Origin of the sequence: Agromyces protaetiae (genome assembly GCF_004135405.1) — a bacterium.
Classification (GTDB): Bacteria; Actinomycetota; Actinomycetes; order Actinomycetales; family Microbacteriaceae; genus Agromyces; species Agromyces protaetiae.
In genome coordinates this window covers 2,927,495-2,944,355 of the sequence record NZ_CP035491.1, presented here as the reverse complement: position 1 = coordinate 2,944,355, position 16,861 = coordinate 2,927,495, and the positions used below count along the sequence as shown (strand labels likewise).

Genomic DNA, 16,861 nt, shown 5'->3' with positions numbered 1-16,861 from the left:
CGGGCGCGTTGGGTCGACGACGCCCAATCCTGCTCCGCGCTCACTGTAGCCCTCGCGCGCGCCGGCCGATAGCCCGCGATCAGTCGGGCGAGCGTTCGGAGAGGGAGTATCTGAGCACGGCGATGTCGCCGACCTGCCGAGTCTCGATGAGCCGTGCTCGGCGGTCGGGCGTCCAGGGGAATCGCCCGTCGCCGACGAGACGTGGAGCGCGCCCGTCGCCGACGAAGAACGGGGCGATCGCCAACTGCAGTTCGTCGACGAGATCGCCGGTCAAGAACTGCGTGATCACGGTTCCGCCGCCCTCGACGAGGAGGGTCCGTGCGCCCCGGTCGCCCAGATCGTCGACGAGGTCCGCCATCGTGACCGATTCGCCGAGCTCGACGACGGTCGCGCGCTCGCCGAGGCGGTTCCGGATGTCTCGGCCGGCCGATTCCGGGCAGTACACGAGCTTCTCCCCGTGACCCGCGGAGAAGAACTCCGCGCGCGGGTCGAGGTCGCCCGAGGCCGTGACGGTGACCTTCCACGGGGATGACGGCAGCCCCTCGGTCTCGCGGCGGCGACGGCGCTCCTCGCTCCGTACGAGCAGCCGCGGGTTGTCGGCGCGAACGGTGCGGGCGCCGACCAGGATGGCGTCGCTCTGCGAGCGGACCTCGTCGACGCGATCGAAGTCGGCGGCGTTCGAGAGGATGAGCCGCGGCGGCGGCACGGTGTCGAGGTGTCCGTCGATCGACATCGCGACGCTGAGGGTCACGTACGGCGCCTCGGTCATGGCGACGCCAGGAGATCCGCGTGGGAGACGGTGGCGGAGAGCGCTCCGCGCCGCAACTGCGCCTCGCGCAGGGCACGGTAGCGGACGCCGTCGCGGCGAAGGTCGGCGCGCTGTTCGAGGGCGGCGTCGAGCCATCCGTCGAGCCACCGACCGAGGAGGCCCGGCTCGCGCCGACCGAGCCGCCAGAGGGATGTCGCGCGCGCGACGCTCCAGCCGGCCTCGCGGAACAGTCCTTCGGCGAGCGCCGCGCCGGACGGGCCGACGAGCCGCCGTCCGCCGACCAACCGTTGCTGGTGCGCGTTGAAGGCGGCCCGGAGTTCGTCGTCGAGGGGCTCGACGGGATCGAGCTCGACGTCGCCCGTCACGCTCAGGCTGATCAGGACGGGACATCCGGCCGCGGTGCACGCCTCGACGACGGCGCCGATCTCTTCGGCGGTGAGGACGTCGAGGAGTGCCGACGCCGTGACGAGGTCGGCCCCGTCGAGGTCGGCGCGGCGGAGCCGCGCGAGTTCGCGGGTGCGGATCTGCACCGAGATCGGTCGACCGTCGCGGTCGCGAGCGGGATCGCCGATGAGCGCGCGATCGAGGAGCGCCGCGTTCCAGTCGTGCAGCACCCAGACCTGCGGGCCGGGCAGGAGCGGCCCGAGCCATCGCAGCATCGAGCCGGTTCCGCTTCCGAGGTCGTGGACGACGACCTGACCGGGTGCGAGCGCGGAGGCGGCGGCGAGGGCGAGTTCGCGCGAGCGCGCGCGGGCGTCTTCGGCTTCGCGCAACGCGAGCCAGTCTGCATCGACGTCGATGACCCCACTCACCCGGTGCTCCGCACCTCGGCGGCGCCGATGCCGGACTCCGCTCGCACGCTCGTGAGGACTCCGGCGACGACCCGCGTGGTCTCGGACCAGTATCGTGCCGGGGTGGGCGAGCGCAGGGCGGCGGCCGTGAGCCGGTCGCGCCACGGGACATCCGCGAGCCATCGTTTCAGCACGGCGCGGAGCGCCGTGGGATCGTCGGGCGCGACGAGCACCGCGGACGTGTGCCCCGCGACGGCCTCGGGAATCCCGCCGACGCGTGTCGTCACCACCGGGATCCCTCTCGCGAGGGCGTCGGCGACGACCATGCCGTAGCTCTCCGCGCGCGAGGGCGCGATGACGAGGTCGGCGCTGCCGAACGCATCGTCGAGCCGTGAGCCCGTGAGCACGCCCGCCAGGGTCACGCCCTCGAGTCCGGCGGCCGAGATGTCGGAGACGATCCGGCCCGCGAACGACGGGTCCGCCGTGTGGGATCCGACGATCGAGCAGGTCCACGGGGGCACGTCGGTGAGACCCGCGAGCGCTTCGACGAGGACATCCTGTCCCTTGTGGCGGGCGAGGGCGCCGACGCAGAGGAACCGGGCCGCTCGCCGCTGATCGCGCGCGGGCTCCGGCCGGACCGGCGCGGCCCGGATGCGGGCGATCCGCGCCGCCGAGACGTCGACCCCGGGTCGCGCGACCGCGATGCGATCGAACTCCGCGAGCCCGCGCGCCGCGAGCTCCGAGCGCGTCCAGTCGCTCGTCGCGATGATGCGCCGGGCGGCCGACAGCGCGGTGCGTTCGTCTCCGGCGGTCGCCGAGGCATCCGATGACTCCGCGAGCGCGCTCGCGACCATGTGGGCGAGCACCACGACGCGCAGGCGCGACGCGTGCGCCGAGAGGACCTCGGATGCTGCGACCGCGACGAGTCCGTCGACGAGGACGAGCCCGTCGTCGGGCACGGCGACGAGTGCGCGATCGAGCCGATCGCGAGCCCCGACGTCGAGGGGCGCGAGGCGCACGTCGAATCCGGCCGCCTGGAGCGCCGCGGCGACCCTGCGGTCGTACACGTTGCCCCCGCTCGCGCGGGCGGGTTCGTCGAAGCCGTCGGGAACGAGGAAGTGGAGCACGGGGGCATCCATTCGCCTCACACATCCCGCTCGTAGCTCGCCCACGCGACGTGGGACTCGTGCAGGGTGACCTCGATCGACGAGAGCCGGCCGTCGCCGGAGCCGAGGCGGCCGTCGGCGATCCGCTCCGCGAGGCGGTCGGCGATGAAACGGCAGAGCGCCTCGGTCGTCGTGTTCACGCCCGCGAGCGCGGGCTCGTCGTCGAGGTTCCGGTAGGTGAGCGACCCCGTGATCTCGCGGAGCGCGGCGGCCGCGTCGCCGATGTCGACCACGACGCCGTCCGCGTCGAGCTCCCGTGCGCGGAACGCTGCGTCGACGACGAACGTCGCGCCGTGCAGGCGCTGTGCCGGGCCGAAGGCCTCGCCCGTGAGGCTGTGGGCGACCATGATGTGGTCTCGGACGGTCAGGGTGAAGCTCACGGGGCATCCGTCCAATCGATCGTGCGGCACAGATCGCTCCCCGAGCCGGAGGCGATGCCCGCCATCACGGCGGGGAGGTCCCGCCAGGACGAGCTCCCCGTCAGCACGGCGTCGAACGCGTCGTCGTGGAGGAGTCCGAGGGCGAGGGCGAGGCGGTCCCGCGTCGTGCGATGCTCCCGGCGCCGACGCGCGACCGCACCGACCTGGCTCGACCTGATGGTGAGGCGGCGCGAGTGGAAGTCGCCTCCGAGGTCGAGGGTGACGGGCCGGTCGCCGTACCAACTCGCCTCGATGACCTCCCCGTCGGTCACGACCGACTCGAGGGCGAGCTGCAGTCCGGCCGCCGACCCGCTCGTGTTCACGACGAGGTCCTGATCGCGGGGAGCGGCGTCGGGGGCTGCGAACCCCACCCCGAGGAGCTCGGCCGTCTCAGCACGCGATGCGTCGATGTCGACGAGCACGACTTCGACGCCGGGGATGCCGCGGGCCAGCCGTGCGACGCAGCACCCGATCATGCCCGCTCCGACGACGGTCACCCGGTCGCCGACGACCGGGGCGGCGTCCCACAGCACGTTCACGGCGGTCTCGACCGCGCCGGCGAGGACCGCTCGGCGCGTCGGCACCTCATCCGGGACGGGCACGACGGCGTCCGCCGGGGCCACGAACGCCGATTGGTGGGGGAAGAGGCTGAAGACCGTGCGTCCGATGAGCGGTGCGGGCCCGTGTTCGACGACGCCGACATTCAGGTAGCCGTACTTGACCGGGCCCGGGAAGTCGCCCTCCTGAAAGGGCGCACGCATCCGCTCGTGCTCGCTCGGCGGCACCCGGCCGAGGAAGACCGAGGTCTCGGTGCCTCGGCTGATCCCCGTGCAGGCCGTGCGGATCAGCACATCGCCCGGGCCCGGCGAGCGAAGCGGCTCCGTCCGGAGCACCCCCACGCCCGGCTCGTCGACCCAGAACGCGACCGCTGAAGCCATCGCGCCCTCCTTCGATGAGCCGTCGGACGAACTTCGATGAGCCGTCGGACGAAACAGGACCCCCTACATGAATATGCTCCGTGCGAGGCGCCGGAACAAGCGCGGGCGTCGAGATCGAGCCTCGCGAGCCCGGCCCGAGCGGCCCTAGCCTGCCGACGCGTGCGCGCGATACCGTCGGACTCGGATGCGGGTTCCGACGAGGAGGCATTGCATGAGCGAGCGGGTGTTCGACGTCGAACCGTACGCGATCAGCACGACACGGCTCGACGACGGCCGCATGCGCCTGATCGAGTCGATGACCTCGGCCGGCAACGCCCACATGGGCATGCGCGGCAACTTCGAGGAGGGCTACTCGGGCGACAGCCATCGCGGCACGTACATCGCGGGCGTCTGGTTCCCCGACAAGACCCGCGTCGGGTGGTGGAAGAACGGCTACCCCGAGTACTTCGGCAAGGTCATCAACGCGACGAACCTCATCGCGATCGACCTCGAGCTCGACGGCGAACCGGTGGACCTCTTCACCGGGCGGCACGAAGACTTCGCGCTCCGACTCGACCTGCGGAACGGACTGCTCACCCGGTCGTTCACCTACATCACCGGCACGGCGAAGGTCCGCTTCGAGTTCGAACGGTTCCTCTCGATCGCCACCCCCGAACTGTGCCTCCAACGCCTTCGCATACGCGCGCTCGAGGGCTCGGTGCGCGTGCGCGCGACGCCGCGCCTTGACGGCGACGTCCACAACCTCGACGCGAACTACGGCGAGCAGTTCTGGAGCGAGGTCGCCCGCGGCCCGGCGCCGGTGCCGCACCTGTCGCTCCGCACGATCCCCAATCCGTTCGGCACGCCGCAGTTCACGGTGACGGCGGGCATGCGAGCGGATGTCACGGGGCTCGACCCGTCCGGAGTCGTCGATGCTCCGCTGCAGGCGGGTCTCGTGTTCTCGGGCGAACTCGCCGCGGGCGAGACATCCGAGATCCTGAAGACGACCGCCGTCGTCACGACGCGCGACGTCGAAGAGGCGGCGCATGTCGACACGGTCTCTCGGCTCCTCGAAGCGGCCGCAGGGACGACGTTCGACGAGCAGCTCGCAGCCCACACCGCTCTCTGGGAGGAGCGCTGGGCCCGATCGCAAGTGGTCATCGAGGGCGACGACGAAGCGCAGCAAGGCATCCAGTTCAACCTCTTCCAGCTGTTCTCGACCTACTACGGCGAAGACGACCGGCTCAACATCGGCCCGAAGGGCTTCACCGGCGAGAAGTACGGCGGCGCCACGTACTGGGACACCGAGGCCTACCTCGTGCCCCTCTACCTGTCGGTCGCCTCGCCCGACGTCACGCGCGCGCTCCTCGCGTACCGCCACGCGCAACTGCCGCAGGCGCAGCACAACGCCAGGCAGCAGGGCCTCGCCGGCGCGCTCTACCCGATGGTGACGTTCAACGGCATCGAATGCCACAACGAGTGGGAGATCACCTTCGAGGAGATCCACCGAAACGGTGCGATCGCCCACGCGATCGCCGAGTACACGCGGTACACGGGCGACCGGTCGTATCTCGAGGGCCCGGGCATCGAGGTGCTCGTCGAGATCTCCCGGTTCTGGGCCGACCGCGTCCACTATTCGAAGCGTGCGCAGACGTACATGATCCACGGCGTGACGGGCCCGAACGAGTACGAGAACAACGTCAACAACAACTGGTACACGAACTCCCTCGCCGCCTGGGTGCTGCGGTACACCGCCGACGTGCTCGAGGCGCTTCCCCGAGAGCGACTCGTCGCGGTCGGAGTCGAGGCGCCCGAACGGGACGCGTGGCGGGCGATCTCAGGCGGCATGTACCTGCCGCACGACGACGCCCTCGGCGTCAACGTGCAGCATGACACCTTCCTCGACAAGGACCTCCGCCCCGTCGACACGATCCCCGCCGACCAGCGCCCGCTCAACCAGCACTGGTCATGGGACCGCATCCTGCGATCATGCTTCATCAAACAGGCCGACGTGCTCCAGGGCATGTACCTGTTCGAATCCGACTTCACCGTCGACGAGCTGCGGCGGAACTTCGAGTTCTACGAGCCGATGACCGTGCACGAGTCATCCTTGTCGGCCTCCATCCACGCCGTCGTCGCCGCCGCGATCGGCGAACGCGAGAAGGCCATCGAGCTCTACCGGCGCACCGCCCGCCTCGACCTCGACAACTACAACAACGACACCGAGGACGGCCTGCACATCACCTCGATGAGCGGCGCGTGGCTCGCGATCGTGCAGGGGTTCGCGGGCATGCGCGCGACCGACGCCGGCCTGTCGTTCCGCCCGTTCCTGCCCGCAGGCTGGTCGGCGTTCTCGTTCACCGTCGGCTACCGCGGCCGCGTGCTCGAAGTCCGCGTGGAGACCGACCGGGTTCTGCTCGCACTGCGGGACGGTGCGCCGCTCGAACTCGTGGTGCACGACCGGACCGTGACCGTCGACGGCGAACTCGTCGTCGCGCATCCGGTCTGACCCTGCGACGACGGGAGCACACCATGGCCGGCCACCGCATCTTCCAGATGAGCTTCGCGCGCGTCTACCCGCTCTACATCGAGAAGGTCGAGAAGAAGGGTCGAACGAAGGCCGAACTCGACCAGGTCATCGAATGGCTCACGGGGTACGACGACGCCGCGCTCGCCGAGGCGATCGCGCGCGAGACGACGCTCGAGCGCTTCTTCGCGGATGCCCCTGGGCTGAACCCGAACGCGTCGCTCATCACGGGCGTCATCTGCGGGGTGCGCGTCGAGGAGATCGAGGACCCGCTCATGCAGAAGATCCGCTACCTCGACAAACTCGTCGACGAGGTCGCGCGAGGCAAGAAGATGACCTCGATCCTGCGCGGCGCGTGAGGTCGGGGCCCTGCGTGTACCCGCCGAACGCGGCGTGCACCGGGGGTCACTAGGGGCTTCCCCCAGTCGGCCCGGTGAGACGTGATGTCATCTCCGCATGATCACTTCAGCACTCGCCGTCTCACTCGCCCTCACCACCTCGGCTCTCGCGCCGACGGCCCTCGTGCCGGCCGCTTCGGTCGTCTCCGAAGCCCCCGCACTCAGCATCGGAATCGAACGCACCGACGACGCCCCCGGCATGCTCGTCAGCAAGCGGTTCATCGTCGAGAACTCGACCACGCAGCCGCTCCGGCTGAACGCCATCGAGTTCTCGAAGGTCGGCGACCGCTTCGAAGGCCGGCCCGATGTCGGCGCCGTGCTCATGCCGGGCGGGCAGCACTCCTTCGAGGTGCAGAACGTCCTGAGCGGCGACAACACGCCGACCGTCTGGTACGGGTTCTGCACACCGGACGCCTCGATCTGCGACCCGAGCGGACGCGTCGTGGGCGCGACCCTCACGTACACCTACAACCGGCAGACCGACATCAAGTGCCTCGTCACCACTGCGCCGATCGACTGCGCCGCCTGGAAGTACAACGACGAGAACCTCCTCAACGGACCGACCCGCGGCGTGACCTTCCGCAACCGCTGACCACGACGAAGCCACCAAAGGAAACGACCATGACCATCTCCCTTCTCGCGCTCGCCCCCGCCGTCGGACTCCTCCTCACCGGGGCGCCGCTCACCGATCCGACCCTGCCGAGCCCTCCGCCCATGGCATCCGAGCTCGTCGTCTCGTCCGTCGCATCCGACGACCTCGACGATGAACCCGCCGCCGCATCGAGCTACCGATTCCTCGTCATCAACGAGTCCTCGAACTTCGTCCGGTTCGACTCCGTGACGACCGACCGCTTCGAGGGGCGTCCCGTCTTCGGAGACGTGCTCGCCCCGGGCGGCCGCCACTACTTCGAAGTCCAGTTCATCCCGTTCAAGACGAACGATCCCACGGCCTGGTACACCGCGTGCGGCGCGACCGCCGACACGTGCGGGCCCCAGAAGAAGGACCTCGGCTCCACGATGCGCGTCGGACCGGCCGGCCCCAACGCGAGCTACTGCTCGGAGGACGCCTCGTCGCCGCTCTCATGCCTGCGGTTCCAGTACCGCTACGGCGACTGGGGCGTCGAGTTCCACGACAAGTAGGAGCATCACCCGACCCCGGGCCGGTTGCAGGCGATCGCCCGCAACCGGCCCGTTCACGTGCCCGTATGATGGCGCCATGACGGGGGTCGACGACGGATCGATCGACGGCGGCACGGTCATCGGCAGACGTGCCGAACTCGCCCGGCTCGACGAACTCGTCACGACCGTCGAGCGCGGTTCGGCCGCCGTCTCGGTCGTCTCTGGTCCGCCCGGCATCGGCAAGACCTTCCTCGTCGAGGCAGCGCTCCGCGCGCGCCCCGAGGTGCGCGCCGTGTGGGCCACGGTGCCGCTCGGGTCCGGGATTCCGCGACCGTTCGACTTCCTGCGACTCCTGCTCCAGGCGATGGATGTCCCAGCCGAGCGCATCACCGAATCGATCGACGGGTTCGCCGGCGAGCAGGAGCAGCCGGAGCATCCCGACGCCCTTTCGACACGCGTGCTCGACGAACTCGACGCGTTCCGCGGAGCGTCGCCGCTCGCGCTCGTGTGCGACAACCTCGAGCAGGCCGACGACGAGTCCCTGCGCGTACTCGACGGATTCGCGCGACGACTCCTCGCAGAGCCCGTCCTCCTCGTCCTCATCGGCCGATCGACACCCGGAACCTGGCTCCGCGCCCTCTCGGGCGCAGGATGGACGATCGGCGACACCCGGATCGCACTGCGCGGATGGTCGGCCGACACCGACCCCGCGCTCGCCGCAGGGCCGGCGCCGTTCGACGCACCCCAGTCGATGGACCTCGCACTCGCCGATGCCGCGCCCCCGTTGCGCTCCGACGAACGCGGCGTGCTCGACGCACTCGCCGTGCTCGGCGGCGGCGCATCCCTCATCGACCTCGCCGAGGTGTCGGGCGAGCCCGACCTCGCCGGGCTCGTCGCCGGACTCGTCGAGTCGGGCGTGCTGCGAGAAGGACCCGCGCCCGGCGCGGTCGCCTTCCGAAGCGCCGTCGTCAGAGACATCCTCGCTCGCGATCTCCCGCGCGCCAGACGACGCGAGCTGCACCGACGCGCGGTCGCCGTGTCGACCGGGGAAGCGTCATGGCGACACCGGCTCGCCGCGAGCGACGAGGACCCAAGCGCGCTCGCCGCGGAGATCGAAGCCGAAGCGCGGCGGGAGGCCGCCGCCGAACCTGTGCGCGCGGCACGCTACCTGATCTGGGCGGCCTCGCTCGGCGCGGCGGTCGAACGGGCGCCACGGCTCCTCGAGGGCGTCCGGCTGCTCGCACTCTCGGCGCACGAGGCCGAGGCCTCGCGGTACGCCGACGAGATCCGGGCACTCCCGTCGAGCCCCGAACGCTCCGAGGTGCAGGCACTCATCGCCTTCGGCCAGGCGCACCCCGGCCGGGCGCGCGACCTGCTCCTCGAGGCGCTCGCCGACCCGCGCGTCGACGACCGACCCGGGATGCGTGCACGGCTCAACGTGGAACTCGCGTGCGTCGCGACGCTCATCGGCCTCGGCGCCGACGCCGTGACCGCGGCGGAGGCGGTCGCCGCGAGTGGCGCGAACACGGTGACCGCGGCCGAGAAGTCCGCCGCCCTCGCGTTCGGCGCGATGGGAAGGGCGCTCCTCGACGGCCCCGAAGCCGGACTCGGCCTCCTCCGCACGCTCCCCGAGAATCCGTCGCAGTGCGTGCGGAACGACCTCCCGCAACTCGTGCACCGAGGCATCCTGCGCGGACTCCTCGGCCAACTCAACACCGCACGCGCCGACCTCCTCATCGCGTCGCGCCGCCAATCGCCGGCGATGGGGAGATCCTCGGATCGTCCGCGCACATCCACCTCTCGTGGTGCAGCTACCTCCTCGGGAACTGGTCGGAGGCGATGCGCGAGGTCCGCACGGGCATCGCGGCCGCCGAGCTCTTCGGCCGAGGATTCGACCGGCCCGTGCTGTACTCGCTGTCGGCGATCATGCAGGCGGGCGTCGGCGAGATCGCGCCCGCCGAAGGCGATGCCGCCGAAGCACGCTCGCTCTCGTCGGCGGCCGACTACTTCGGTCCGGTCATCCACCTGACGCTCTCCCGGGCGGCCGTCGCGCGAGCCCTCGGCGACATCGACGGCGCCTACGACGCACTCGCGTCGCTGTCGCCTCGGGCGATGGAGGAAGACCGATACCGCCTCTTCCATGTGTGGTGGCTGCCGGTCCTCGCGGACCTCCAGCTCGCGACCGGCCGGCTCGATCCCGCCGAGAAGACCCTCGAGGCGCTCGCACACGCCCCGGCGACCGGCGCATGGATCCCCGTCACCAGAGCCTGGCTCGGCGGGCGGCTCGCCGAAGCCCGGGGTGACAAGGCGCGCGCCCGCGGCCTGTACGAGCGGGGTCTCGAGGTCAAGCCCGTCGGCGGGGAACCGCTCTGGACGAGGGGCCAGCTTCTCGAGTCGTACAGCGGCCTCCTCGTGGCGACCGGTGAGCTCGCGCGCGGCGTGCGGGCGCTCAAGCGCACGGCGCAGGTGTATGCGACGGTCGGCGCGCGGCCGGCGCTCGAGCGTGTGCAGCAGCGCATCGAAGCGTTGGATGTCCCTGCGCCCGCGCCCTGGGCGCGCGAGCTCAGTTCGCGCGAGCACGAGATCGCGGCGATGGTCGGGCGCGGGTTCACGAACCCCGAGGTCGCAGCCGAGCTCGCGATCTCACCGAAGACGGTCGAGTACCACCTCGCGAAGATCTACGCGAAGCTCGGCGTCCCGAACCGTCGCGGGCTGCGCGATCTCGTCGCGGGCGGTCCCGGCTCCTGGTCCGACTCCTGACGACTCGGGACTCTCCCTAGGCGACCCGGGGCGTGCCTCTACTTTCGTGTCCGAACCCGGCGACCGCAGCGATCTGCGTCGCCACCGGAACCGATCACGAAGGACGCATCATGACCACCACCACGATCACCCGGCTCCCGATCCTCACCCGCATCGCGGCGGCGGTACGCATCCGCCGCCCGAACGCGCGCACGCGCGTCGAGCCGACCCGCGCGGAGCTCGCCGAGCGTCACGCACTCCGCCTGGAGGCGGCGCGCCTGCGCGACGCGGCCAGCCCCTCGCGCTCGTTCGTCGGCCGGGCAGGCTGAGCACACGGCAGCGGCGAGCGCAGAGACATCCGGATGCCTCTCAGCGCCGCCATCTCGTCAGCCGAGGCCACCAGCCGGGCACGTTGTGCCGGTACTCGAGGTACTGCTCGCCGTAGGTGCGGGTCAGGGTCGGCTCCTCGTAGCCCTTCACGAACGCGACGACCGCGGCGAGGAAGAGCGCCGCATACAGAAGGAGCGCCGGGCTGCCGAAGAGCAGCGCCTGGCCGAGGATGATCGCGAGCACGGCGAGGTACATCGGGTTCCGCACGTAGAGGTAGACGCCCGTCACGACGAGGGTCTCGGTCGGGGCGACGGGCGCGGGCGTGCCGCGCTGGCGCGCGAACAGCGCGAACGCGACGAGCAGCACCGCGATGCCGGCTGCGATCACGAGCCACGAGACCGCCGCGACGACCCAGGTCGCGGTACCCCAGTCGTGATCTCGCCAGCCGGTGATGAGCCACGGGATGACGCCGGCCATCACGCCGGGCGCGAGGAAGAGGAACGCGATCGTCCCGATCCACGCACGCGCCGCCGCAGCTGCCTGGGCCATACGCTCAGGCTAGCCGCGGCGGCTCGCTCAGTCGCCGAAGCGCGCGACGAGCCGCCCGGTCACCTGGTTGTTCTTCAGGCGCTCGAGGCCCGCGCCGATCTCGTCGAACGCGATCTCCTCGTAGACGGGCGTGATCTCGCCTTCCGCCATGAGCGCGAAGACCTCTTCGATGTCCTCGACGGTGCCGCCGAGCGAGCCGATGAGGGTGCGGCCGAGCAGAGTCGGCGTGATGACCGTGAAGGTGGGCTTGCCGAGGCCGACCTGCACGACGGTGCCGCCGCGCTTGACGGCGTTGAGCGCCTTCTGCGTCGTGTCGAAGCCCGCGTAGTCGACGATGAGGTCGAAGTCGGCCCCGCCGAGCGGGTTGCCTTCGGCGTCCGCGGCCCACTCCGAGGCATCCTTCACGCAATCGACGACGCCGGCCGCCCGCGCGATGGGCCACACGTCTTCTTTCATCTCGGCGACGTGCACCTCGGCGCCCGCGAGCACGGCCGCCCGCGCGCCGATCTGACCGAGGCCGCCGAAACCGATGACGCCGACCTTCATGCCGGCCTTCGCGCCGCCCGCCTTGATCATGGCGTGGTACGAGGTCATGCCGGCGTCGGTCGCGAGCGCGGCGAGCGAGAGGTCGAGGCCGTCGGGCACGCGCGCGAGGTCGCGGTAGTCGGCGGCGAGCCGGTCGGCGAAGCCGCCGGGGGTGAACATGCCGAGCGGCGGCTGCACGCCCGACGAGCACACGCCGACGACTTCGCCGACGGCGAACCCGACGACGTCGGCGCCGATCGCGCTGATCACGCCCGCGTTCTCATGCCCCTGCGTCATAGGGAGGAACGGCATCGCCCGGTCGCCCGTCTCCATGTACATGACGTCGGAGTGGCAGAGGCCCGCGGCCTTGACGTCGATGATCACCTGGGTCGGCGAGGGGGTCGGCTCGGGGATCTCGTTCTGCTGGATGGGGGCGTGGTCGCCCGTGTACTGCCAAGCCTTCATCGTGCTCGCGCTCCTTGCGGTTCCCGGGTGTTCCGGGGCGGGTCCGGATGGCCCGTCGTTCTCGACGCTAGTTACTTAATCGGTTAAGCGGTAATCTGCGGACATGCGAGCTTCGAGCACGGAGGCTTCGAGACATCCGGATGCCTCGACCGACGCCGCGCGCGCTCGGAAGGTGCGCATCCGCGACGTCGCCGCCGCCGCTGGCGTCTCGACCGCGACCGTGAGCTATGTGCTCAACGACGTTCCCGGCCAGACCATCACCGAGGCGACGCGCGAGCGAGTCCGAGCCGCCGTCGCGTCGCTCGGCTACGTGCCGCACGGCCTCGCGCGGGCCCTCCGCGAGGGCATGTCGCGCATCGTGCTGCTGAACGTCGGGTCGTTCCTCGGCGGCGAAGGACTCGACACGTTCATCACGGGCATGAGCGACGAACTGCGCGCCCTCGGGCATTCGCTCCTCGTCACGACGAGCGCCGAGCGCGGCGGCGTGCCCGCCGACGCCGTCGAAGCCCTCGCCCCGCGCGCCGTGCTCGACCTCGCCCGACTGCTCGGCGAGCCCGCGGGCGACGACCCCTTCGCTGCGATCGTCGACGGCGACCGCGCAGGCCTCGCCTTCCACACGCGCACCCAGCTCGGCCATCTCGTCGCGCGCGGCCACCGCAGGATCGCGTTCGCGTTGCCGGATGTCCCGGGCGCGGCGCTCGCGGCGACGCGCGCCGAGCACGTCACGGCCATCGCACGCGAACTCGGCCTCGAACTCGAGCGCGTGATGCCGATCGACCTTGGCGACGACCGCGGGCGGCGTGCTTCGGCCATGCGGGCGCTCGTCGACGAGACATCCGTCACCGCCGTCGCAGGCTACAGCGACGAGGTCGCACTCGCGGTCCTCGGTGCGATCGCGGATCTCGGACTCTCCGCACCCGACGACCTCGCCGTCATCGGCTTCGACGACGCTCGCCACGGGCAGCTCTGGCGGCCGTCGCTCACAACCGTGCGCATCGACTCCGCCGGGTTCGGGCGCCGGGCCGCGCGCGTCGTGCTCGGGCTCGAACCGGGGGAGTGGCGGCAACCGCCGTCGGAGGTCGTCGTGCGGGAGAGCGCGTAGTGTGCACGCATGGCCCACGATCCCGCCGACGTGCACTCCGCGACCTTCACCTGGATCGACCCGAGCGTGCCGCTCCCGAAGCTCGCCCAACTCTCGGGTTTCGACTACCTGACCGCCCTCAAGACGGGGGAGCTCCCGCCGCCGCCCATCGTGTCGGTCATGCGGCTCGACCTCGCCGAGGTGCGGCGAGGCGAAGTCGTCTTCCTCGGACATGCCGCCGAGGCGCACTTCAACCCGCTCGGCACGATCCACGGGGGCTGGGCGTGCACCGCGCTCGACACCGCGCTCGGCTGCGCCGTGCACTCGACGCTCGACGCGGGGACGACATACACGTCGATCGACATCAACGTGAGCTACCTGCGGCCCATCCAGCCGTCGACCGAACCGCTTCGCATCACGGGCACCGTGACGAAACCCGGCTCGCGCGTGGCGTTCGCCGAAGGGCGCATCGAAGACCCCGAGGGTCGCGTCGTCGCGACCGCGACGAGTTCGCTGCTCGTGTTCCCGATCGGCGGTTAGGCGGCCGCCTCGATCGCCCGAGCGAGGAGCACCGAGGCGGGGATGTGGCCGGCGGCGAGGACGAGCGCCGCGAGCGCGATCCACGGGTTCACGACCAGCCTGCGGCGGTGAGGAACACCGTGACCGGGAGCACCGCCATCGGCACGGGCAGCACCCTCGCGAGCGGCCGGTACAGAGCAGTGCCGTCGCGTCCGGTCGCGAGGTAGCGACCCCACAGCGCCCAATAGCCTGCGAGCGCCGCGAGCAGCGGCACCGCCCACCACCAGACGACGCGGCCGGGTTCGGTGACCGCCGGAACGACGAGGCACAGCGCCTGGCCGGCCCGCTCGAGGATGGTCAGGGGCAGCGGAACGCGCACGTCGGGCAGCGGGGCTCGCGGCGGGAACGCGACGAGCAGCAGGTTCGGCGCCAACACGAGCACGCTCACGAGCAGTCCGAGCGGCGAGAGTCCCACGAGGGGAGCGTAGCGCCGGGGTCGCCGCCGACTTGCGAACACCTTCACCGAAGGCAACAGGGTGGGCGCAGGCGACACCGCGCACCGGCGCCCGCGGCTCGGGCCGCCGGCGCCCGAGCGGGGGTGAGCGGCCGCCGCGGCTAACGGCCGCCGAGCCGTTCAGCGTTCGACGCGCGTGCACCCGGGGTCGACGGGCTCGCCGGCGAGGCGCGCCTCGGTCCAGGCGAACAGGTCGGGCACGAGGGGCGAGTCGGGTTCGACGAGGGGGACGTGGTCGCGCCCGGCGTAGAGGCGGTAGTCGACCTGCTGCCCGGCCCCGCAGAGTCCTTCGACGTACGCGTCCTGCGCCGACGGGATGACGAGCTGATCGGCGGCGCCCTGTCCGAGGAGGAGCGGTGCCGAGATCGTGGGCGGCGGCGTGTTCTCCTCCAGTCGCACACCCATGGGGCCCGTCGTCGGATCCTTGGAGAAGATCACGGGGTCGTTGGAGAGCGCGAGGACGTCGAGCAGGGAGACGAACACGCCCGGTTCGGCGAGGCAGCGCTCCGCCATCTGCCGGACGATCGCCTCGGCGCCCGGGCGAACGTAGTCGCGCATCGTGACGTCGGGATAGATCCGGCTGTACGCCGACATGATGTACGAGCCGAAGACGCTTCCGCCGGGGATGATGTCGAGATTGCCGACGAGGCCGGGCAGGTTGCTTGCGGGCGCGAGCGACGCGACGCCTTGGATGTCGAGGTCGGGGGCGTAGGCATCGGCGAGCGCGCCGGTCCAGAGGGCGCCGGCGCCGCCTTGGGAGTGGCCCCAGACGACGTTCTGGTCGCCGAGGTTCGCGCCGTCGAGTTCGCGTGCGGCGCGTGCGGCGTCGAGGGCGGCGTGCCCGGTGTCGGGGCCGATGAGGTAGGGGTGGGGGCCCTTGGTGCCGAGGCCGATGTAGTCGGTGGCGACGAGGGCCCAGCCGTGGTCGATGATCTGGTCGGTGAGGAAGAGGGCACCCGATTCGAAGGGGTGCTCGGCGAGGGAGGGGGCGCAGTTCTCGGCGAAGCCGGTGGTGCCGTGGGTCCAATCGATGACGGGGAAGGGGCCGTCGGCGTCGCGCGGGATGACGACGATGCCGCTGGCGACGGCGGGGGATCCGTCGCCGAGGGTGGTGGTGTAGAGGATGCGCCAGGCTCGGGCGTTGTCGGGGATGTCTCTGGTGAAGGGTTCCGAGCGGATGAGCTTCCCCGGCTCGTCCGGAACCGTGCGCGGTGCCGCGTAGAACTCGTCGACCACGGGGGAGCCGCCATGGATGCCGGCGCTCACCGACGCGGCCCCGACCGCGAGCACGAGCGCGACCACGGCCGCAGTCGTCTGCGCCCACCGGCGCAGTGCGGTCGGCTTCGCGTCGGCGTCGGCCCGCCGACGTCGAGTGCCTCGGATCGAGTGCCAGATCTCGAGGAGCCCGAAGATGACGAGCCGGGCCCCGAAGACCACTGCGACGATGATGAGCGTGACGTCGGGCCACGCGAGCGCGAGCACTCCGAACACGACCTCCGCGATGCCGAGCGCGGCAGCGGCGATCCTCGCGTCGACCGTCTTGCCAGGACGGAACGCCGCGACGACCGAGAGGACGCCGTCGACGATGAGGGCGAGCCCGACGATCACGGCGAGCACGCGAACCGTGAGACCCGGCAGCAGCAGCACGAGGAGTCCCGCGAGGATCCAGACGGCGGCGCCGGCGATCCGCCAGAACGACGGACGCGGCGTTCCGTCGCTGTCGCTGTCGCTGTCGTTGTCGCCCGTTCTCCGCCCCACGAGCTCGAGCACCCCCGAGAGGAGCAGGCCCGCTCCGATGAGGATCGCGAGCAGACCGAGCGAGGTCGTCGGACGGACGATCACGACGGCGCCGAGGACGGTCGCGATCACCCCGAGCACCGAGTGGAGCCACCGGGGGAGGCCTCGGAACCAACTCGCAACCCGGCCCGCTCGCGGTGTGCGGGTCCGTTCTTCCGTCATTCGCGCTCCTCGCGTCGTTTCCCCTGGATGTCTCTCCTACGTTCCTATCCGCGGCCGGCGACCCGGGCCTCATC

General features: G+C 71.2%; 18 protein-coding genes. 9 read left to right on the top strand and 9 right to left on the bottom strand.

What is annotated here, in order from left to right:
* Window positions 1-79 precede the first annotated feature (79 nt).
* From ET445_RS13705 to ET445_RS13685, 5 genes are read right to left on the bottom strand one after another with little or no spacing between them, the layout of a single operon-like run.
* Complete coding sequence (locus ET445_RS13705) at window positions 80-751, bottom strand: RibD family protein (RefSeq protein ID WP_243695210.1); 672 nt, start codon at window positions 749-751, stop codon at window positions 80-82.
* A gap of 14 nt (window positions 752-765) precedes the next feature.
* Window positions 766-1,581 (bottom strand): SAM-dependent methyltransferase, encoded by an 816-nt coding sequence (locus ET445_RS13700; protein WP_129191770.1) that lies wholly within the window; start codon window positions 1,579-1,581, stop codon window positions 766-768.
* The gene (locus tag ET445_RS13695) at window positions 1,578-2,687 is read right to left on the bottom strand and encodes a glycosyltransferase family 4 protein (protein WP_165314407.1); all 1,110 of its coding nucleotides are present in this window, start codon (window positions 2,685-2,687) and stop codon (window positions 1,578-1,580) included. Before ET445_RS13695 ends, ET445_RS13700 begins: the two co-directional genes overlap by 4 nt.
* A 17-nt stretch (window positions 2,688-2,704) precedes the next feature.
* Window positions 2,705-3,106, bottom strand: a complete 402-nt coding sequence (locus ET445_RS13690; RefSeq protein ID WP_129191768.1) for a 6-pyruvoyl trahydropterin synthase family protein — start codon at window positions 3,104-3,106, stop codon at window positions 2,705-2,707.
* Window positions 3,103-4,083, bottom strand: coding sequence for a zinc-dependent alcohol dehydrogenase (locus ET445_RS13685; RefSeq protein ID WP_129191767.1), 981 nt, complete (start codon window positions 4,081-4,083; stop codon window positions 3,103-3,105). The genes ET445_RS13690 and ET445_RS13685 overlap by 4 nt, the downstream gene beginning before the upstream one ends.
* Before the next feature lie 211 nt (window positions 4,084-4,294).
* Here ET445_RS13685 and ET445_RS13680 point away from each other — a divergent pair, with 211 nt between their 5' ends.
* From ET445_RS13680 to ET445_RS13650, 7 genes are all read left to right on the top strand, one after another.
* Window positions 4,295-6,571, top strand: coding sequence for a family 65 glycosyl hydrolase domain-containing protein (locus ET445_RS13680; RefSeq protein ID WP_129191766.1), 2,277 nt, complete (start codon window positions 4,295-4,297; stop codon window positions 6,569-6,571).
* 23 nt (window positions 6,572-6,594) lie between these two features.
* Entirely contained in the window at window positions 6,595-6,948 is a 354-nt protein-coding gene (locus tag ET445_RS13675; RefSeq protein WP_129191765.1) for a DUF2200 domain-containing protein, read from the top strand.
* Window positions 6,949-7,045: 97 nt separating this feature from the next.
* Window positions 7,046-7,579: a hypothetical protein gene (locus ET445_RS13670; protein ID WP_129191764.1), complete on the top strand. Its 534-nt coding sequence runs from the start codon at window positions 7,046-7,048 to the stop codon at window positions 7,577-7,579.
* A gap of 29 nt (window positions 7,580-7,608) precedes the next feature.
* Window positions 7,609-8,127, top strand: a complete 519-nt coding sequence (locus tag ET445_RS13665) for a hypothetical protein (RefSeq protein WP_129191763.1) — start codon at window positions 7,609-7,611, stop codon at window positions 8,125-8,127.
* Window positions 8,128-8,203: 76 nt separating this feature from the next.
* Window positions 8,204-10,135, top strand: a complete 1,932-nt coding sequence (locus tag ET445_RS13660; protein WP_129191762.1) for an ATP-binding protein — start codon at window positions 8,204-8,206, stop codon at window positions 10,133-10,135.
* Window positions 10,033-10,866: a LuxR C-terminal-related transcriptional regulator gene (locus ET445_RS18500; RefSeq protein WP_341769754.1), complete on the top strand. Its 834-nt coding sequence runs from the start codon at window positions 10,033-10,035 to the stop codon at window positions 10,864-10,866. Before ET445_RS13660 ends, ET445_RS18500 begins: the two co-directional genes overlap by 103 nt.
* 110 nt (window positions 10,867-10,976) lie before the next feature.
* On the top strand, window positions 10,977-11,174 hold the full coding sequence (locus ET445_RS13650; RefSeq protein ID WP_129191760.1) for a hypothetical protein: 198 nt from the start codon (window positions 10,977-10,979) through the stop codon (window positions 11,172-11,174).
* A 40-nt stretch (window positions 11,175-11,214) separates the two neighbouring features.
* On the opposite strand, the gene ET445_RS13645 is transcribed toward ET445_RS13650, so the two are convergent.
* Complete coding sequence (locus ET445_RS13645) at window positions 11,215-11,724, bottom strand: methyltransferase family protein (protein WP_129191759.1); 510 nt, start codon at window positions 11,722-11,724, stop codon at window positions 11,215-11,217.
* A gap of 27 nt (window positions 11,725-11,751) precedes the next feature.
* Window positions 11,752-12,714: a zinc-binding dehydrogenase gene (locus ET445_RS13640; RefSeq protein ID WP_129191758.1), complete on the bottom strand. Its 963-nt coding sequence runs from the start codon at window positions 12,712-12,714 to the stop codon at window positions 11,752-11,754.
* 103 nt (window positions 12,715-12,817) lie between these two features.
* Between ET445_RS13640 and ET445_RS13635 the strand changes: the two genes are divergently transcribed.
* Both ET445_RS13635 and ET445_RS13630 read left to right on the top strand, forming a co-directional pair.
* Window positions 12,818-13,816, top strand: a complete 999-nt coding sequence (locus tag ET445_RS13635) for a LacI family DNA-binding transcriptional regulator (RefSeq protein WP_129191757.1) — start codon at window positions 12,818-12,820, stop codon at window positions 13,814-13,816.
* A 9-nt stretch (window positions 13,817-13,825) separates the two neighbouring features.
* Window positions 13,826-14,335, top strand: a complete 510-nt coding sequence (locus tag ET445_RS13630; protein ID WP_129191756.1) for a PaaI family thioesterase — start codon at window positions 13,826-13,828, stop codon at window positions 14,333-14,335.
* Window positions 14,336-14,423: 88 nt separating this feature from the next.
* On the opposite strand, the gene ET445_RS13625 is transcribed toward ET445_RS13630, so the two are convergent.
* Together ET445_RS13625 and ET445_RS13620 are read right to left on the bottom strand one after the other, a co-directional pair.
* On the bottom strand, window positions 14,424-14,789 hold the full coding sequence (locus ET445_RS13625) for a hypothetical protein (RefSeq protein ID WP_243695209.1): 366 nt from the start codon (window positions 14,787-14,789) through the stop codon (window positions 14,424-14,426).
* 159 nt (window positions 14,790-14,948) lie between these two features.
* Complete coding sequence (locus ET445_RS13620; RefSeq protein ID WP_129191755.1) at window positions 14,949-16,787, bottom strand: DUF308 domain-containing protein; 1,839 nt, start codon at window positions 16,785-16,787, stop codon at window positions 14,949-14,951.
* Window positions 16,788-16,861: the final 74 nt, after the last annotated feature.

Coding starts and splice junctions, on each gene's coding strand:
- ET445_RS13650 (WP_129191760.1), top strand. CDS start 10,977: ATGACCACCACCACGATCACCCGGCTCCCGATCCTCACCCGCATCGCG.
- ET445_RS13620 (WP_129191755.1), bottom strand. CDS start 16,787: ATGACGGAAGAACGGACCCGCACACCGCGAGCGGGCCGGGTTGCGAGT.
- ET445_RS13635 (WP_129191757.1), top strand. CDS start 12,818: ATGCGAGCTTCGAGCACGGAGGCTTCGAGACATCCGGATGCCTCGACC.
- ET445_RS13645 (WP_129191759.1), bottom strand. CDS start 11,724: ATGGCCCAGGCAGCTGCGGCGGCGCGTGCGTGGATCGGGACGATCGCG.
- ET445_RS13660 (WP_129191762.1), top strand. CDS start 8,204: ATGACGGGGGTCGACGACGGATCGATCGACGGCGGCACGGTCATCGGC.
- ET445_RS18500 (WP_341769754.1), top strand. CDS start 10,033: ATGCAGGCGGGCGTCGGCGAGATCGCGCCCGCCGAAGGCGATGCCGCC.
- ET445_RS13630 (WP_129191756.1), top strand. CDS start 13,826: ATGGCCCACGATCCCGCCGACGTGCACTCCGCGACCTTCACCTGGATC.
- ET445_RS13680 (WP_129191766.1), top strand. CDS start 4,295: ATGAGCGAGCGGGTGTTCGACGTCGAACCGTACGCGATCAGCACGACA.
- ET445_RS13640 (WP_129191758.1), bottom strand. CDS start 12,714: ATGAAGGCTTGGCAGTACACGGGCGACCACGCCCCCATCCAGCAGAAC.
- ET445_RS13675 (WP_129191765.1), top strand. CDS start 6,595: ATGGCCGGCCACCGCATCTTCCAGATGAGCTTCGCGCGCGTCTACCCG.
- ET445_RS13685 (WP_129191767.1), bottom strand. CDS start 4,083: ATGGCTTCAGCGGTCGCGTTCTGGGTCGACGAGCCGGGCGTGGGGGTG.
- ET445_RS13665 (WP_129191763.1), top strand. CDS start 7,609: ATGACCATCTCCCTTCTCGCGCTCGCCCCCGCCGTCGGACTCCTCCTC.
- ET445_RS13670 (WP_129191764.1), top strand. CDS start 7,046: ATGATCACTTCAGCACTCGCCGTCTCACTCGCCCTCACCACCTCGGCT.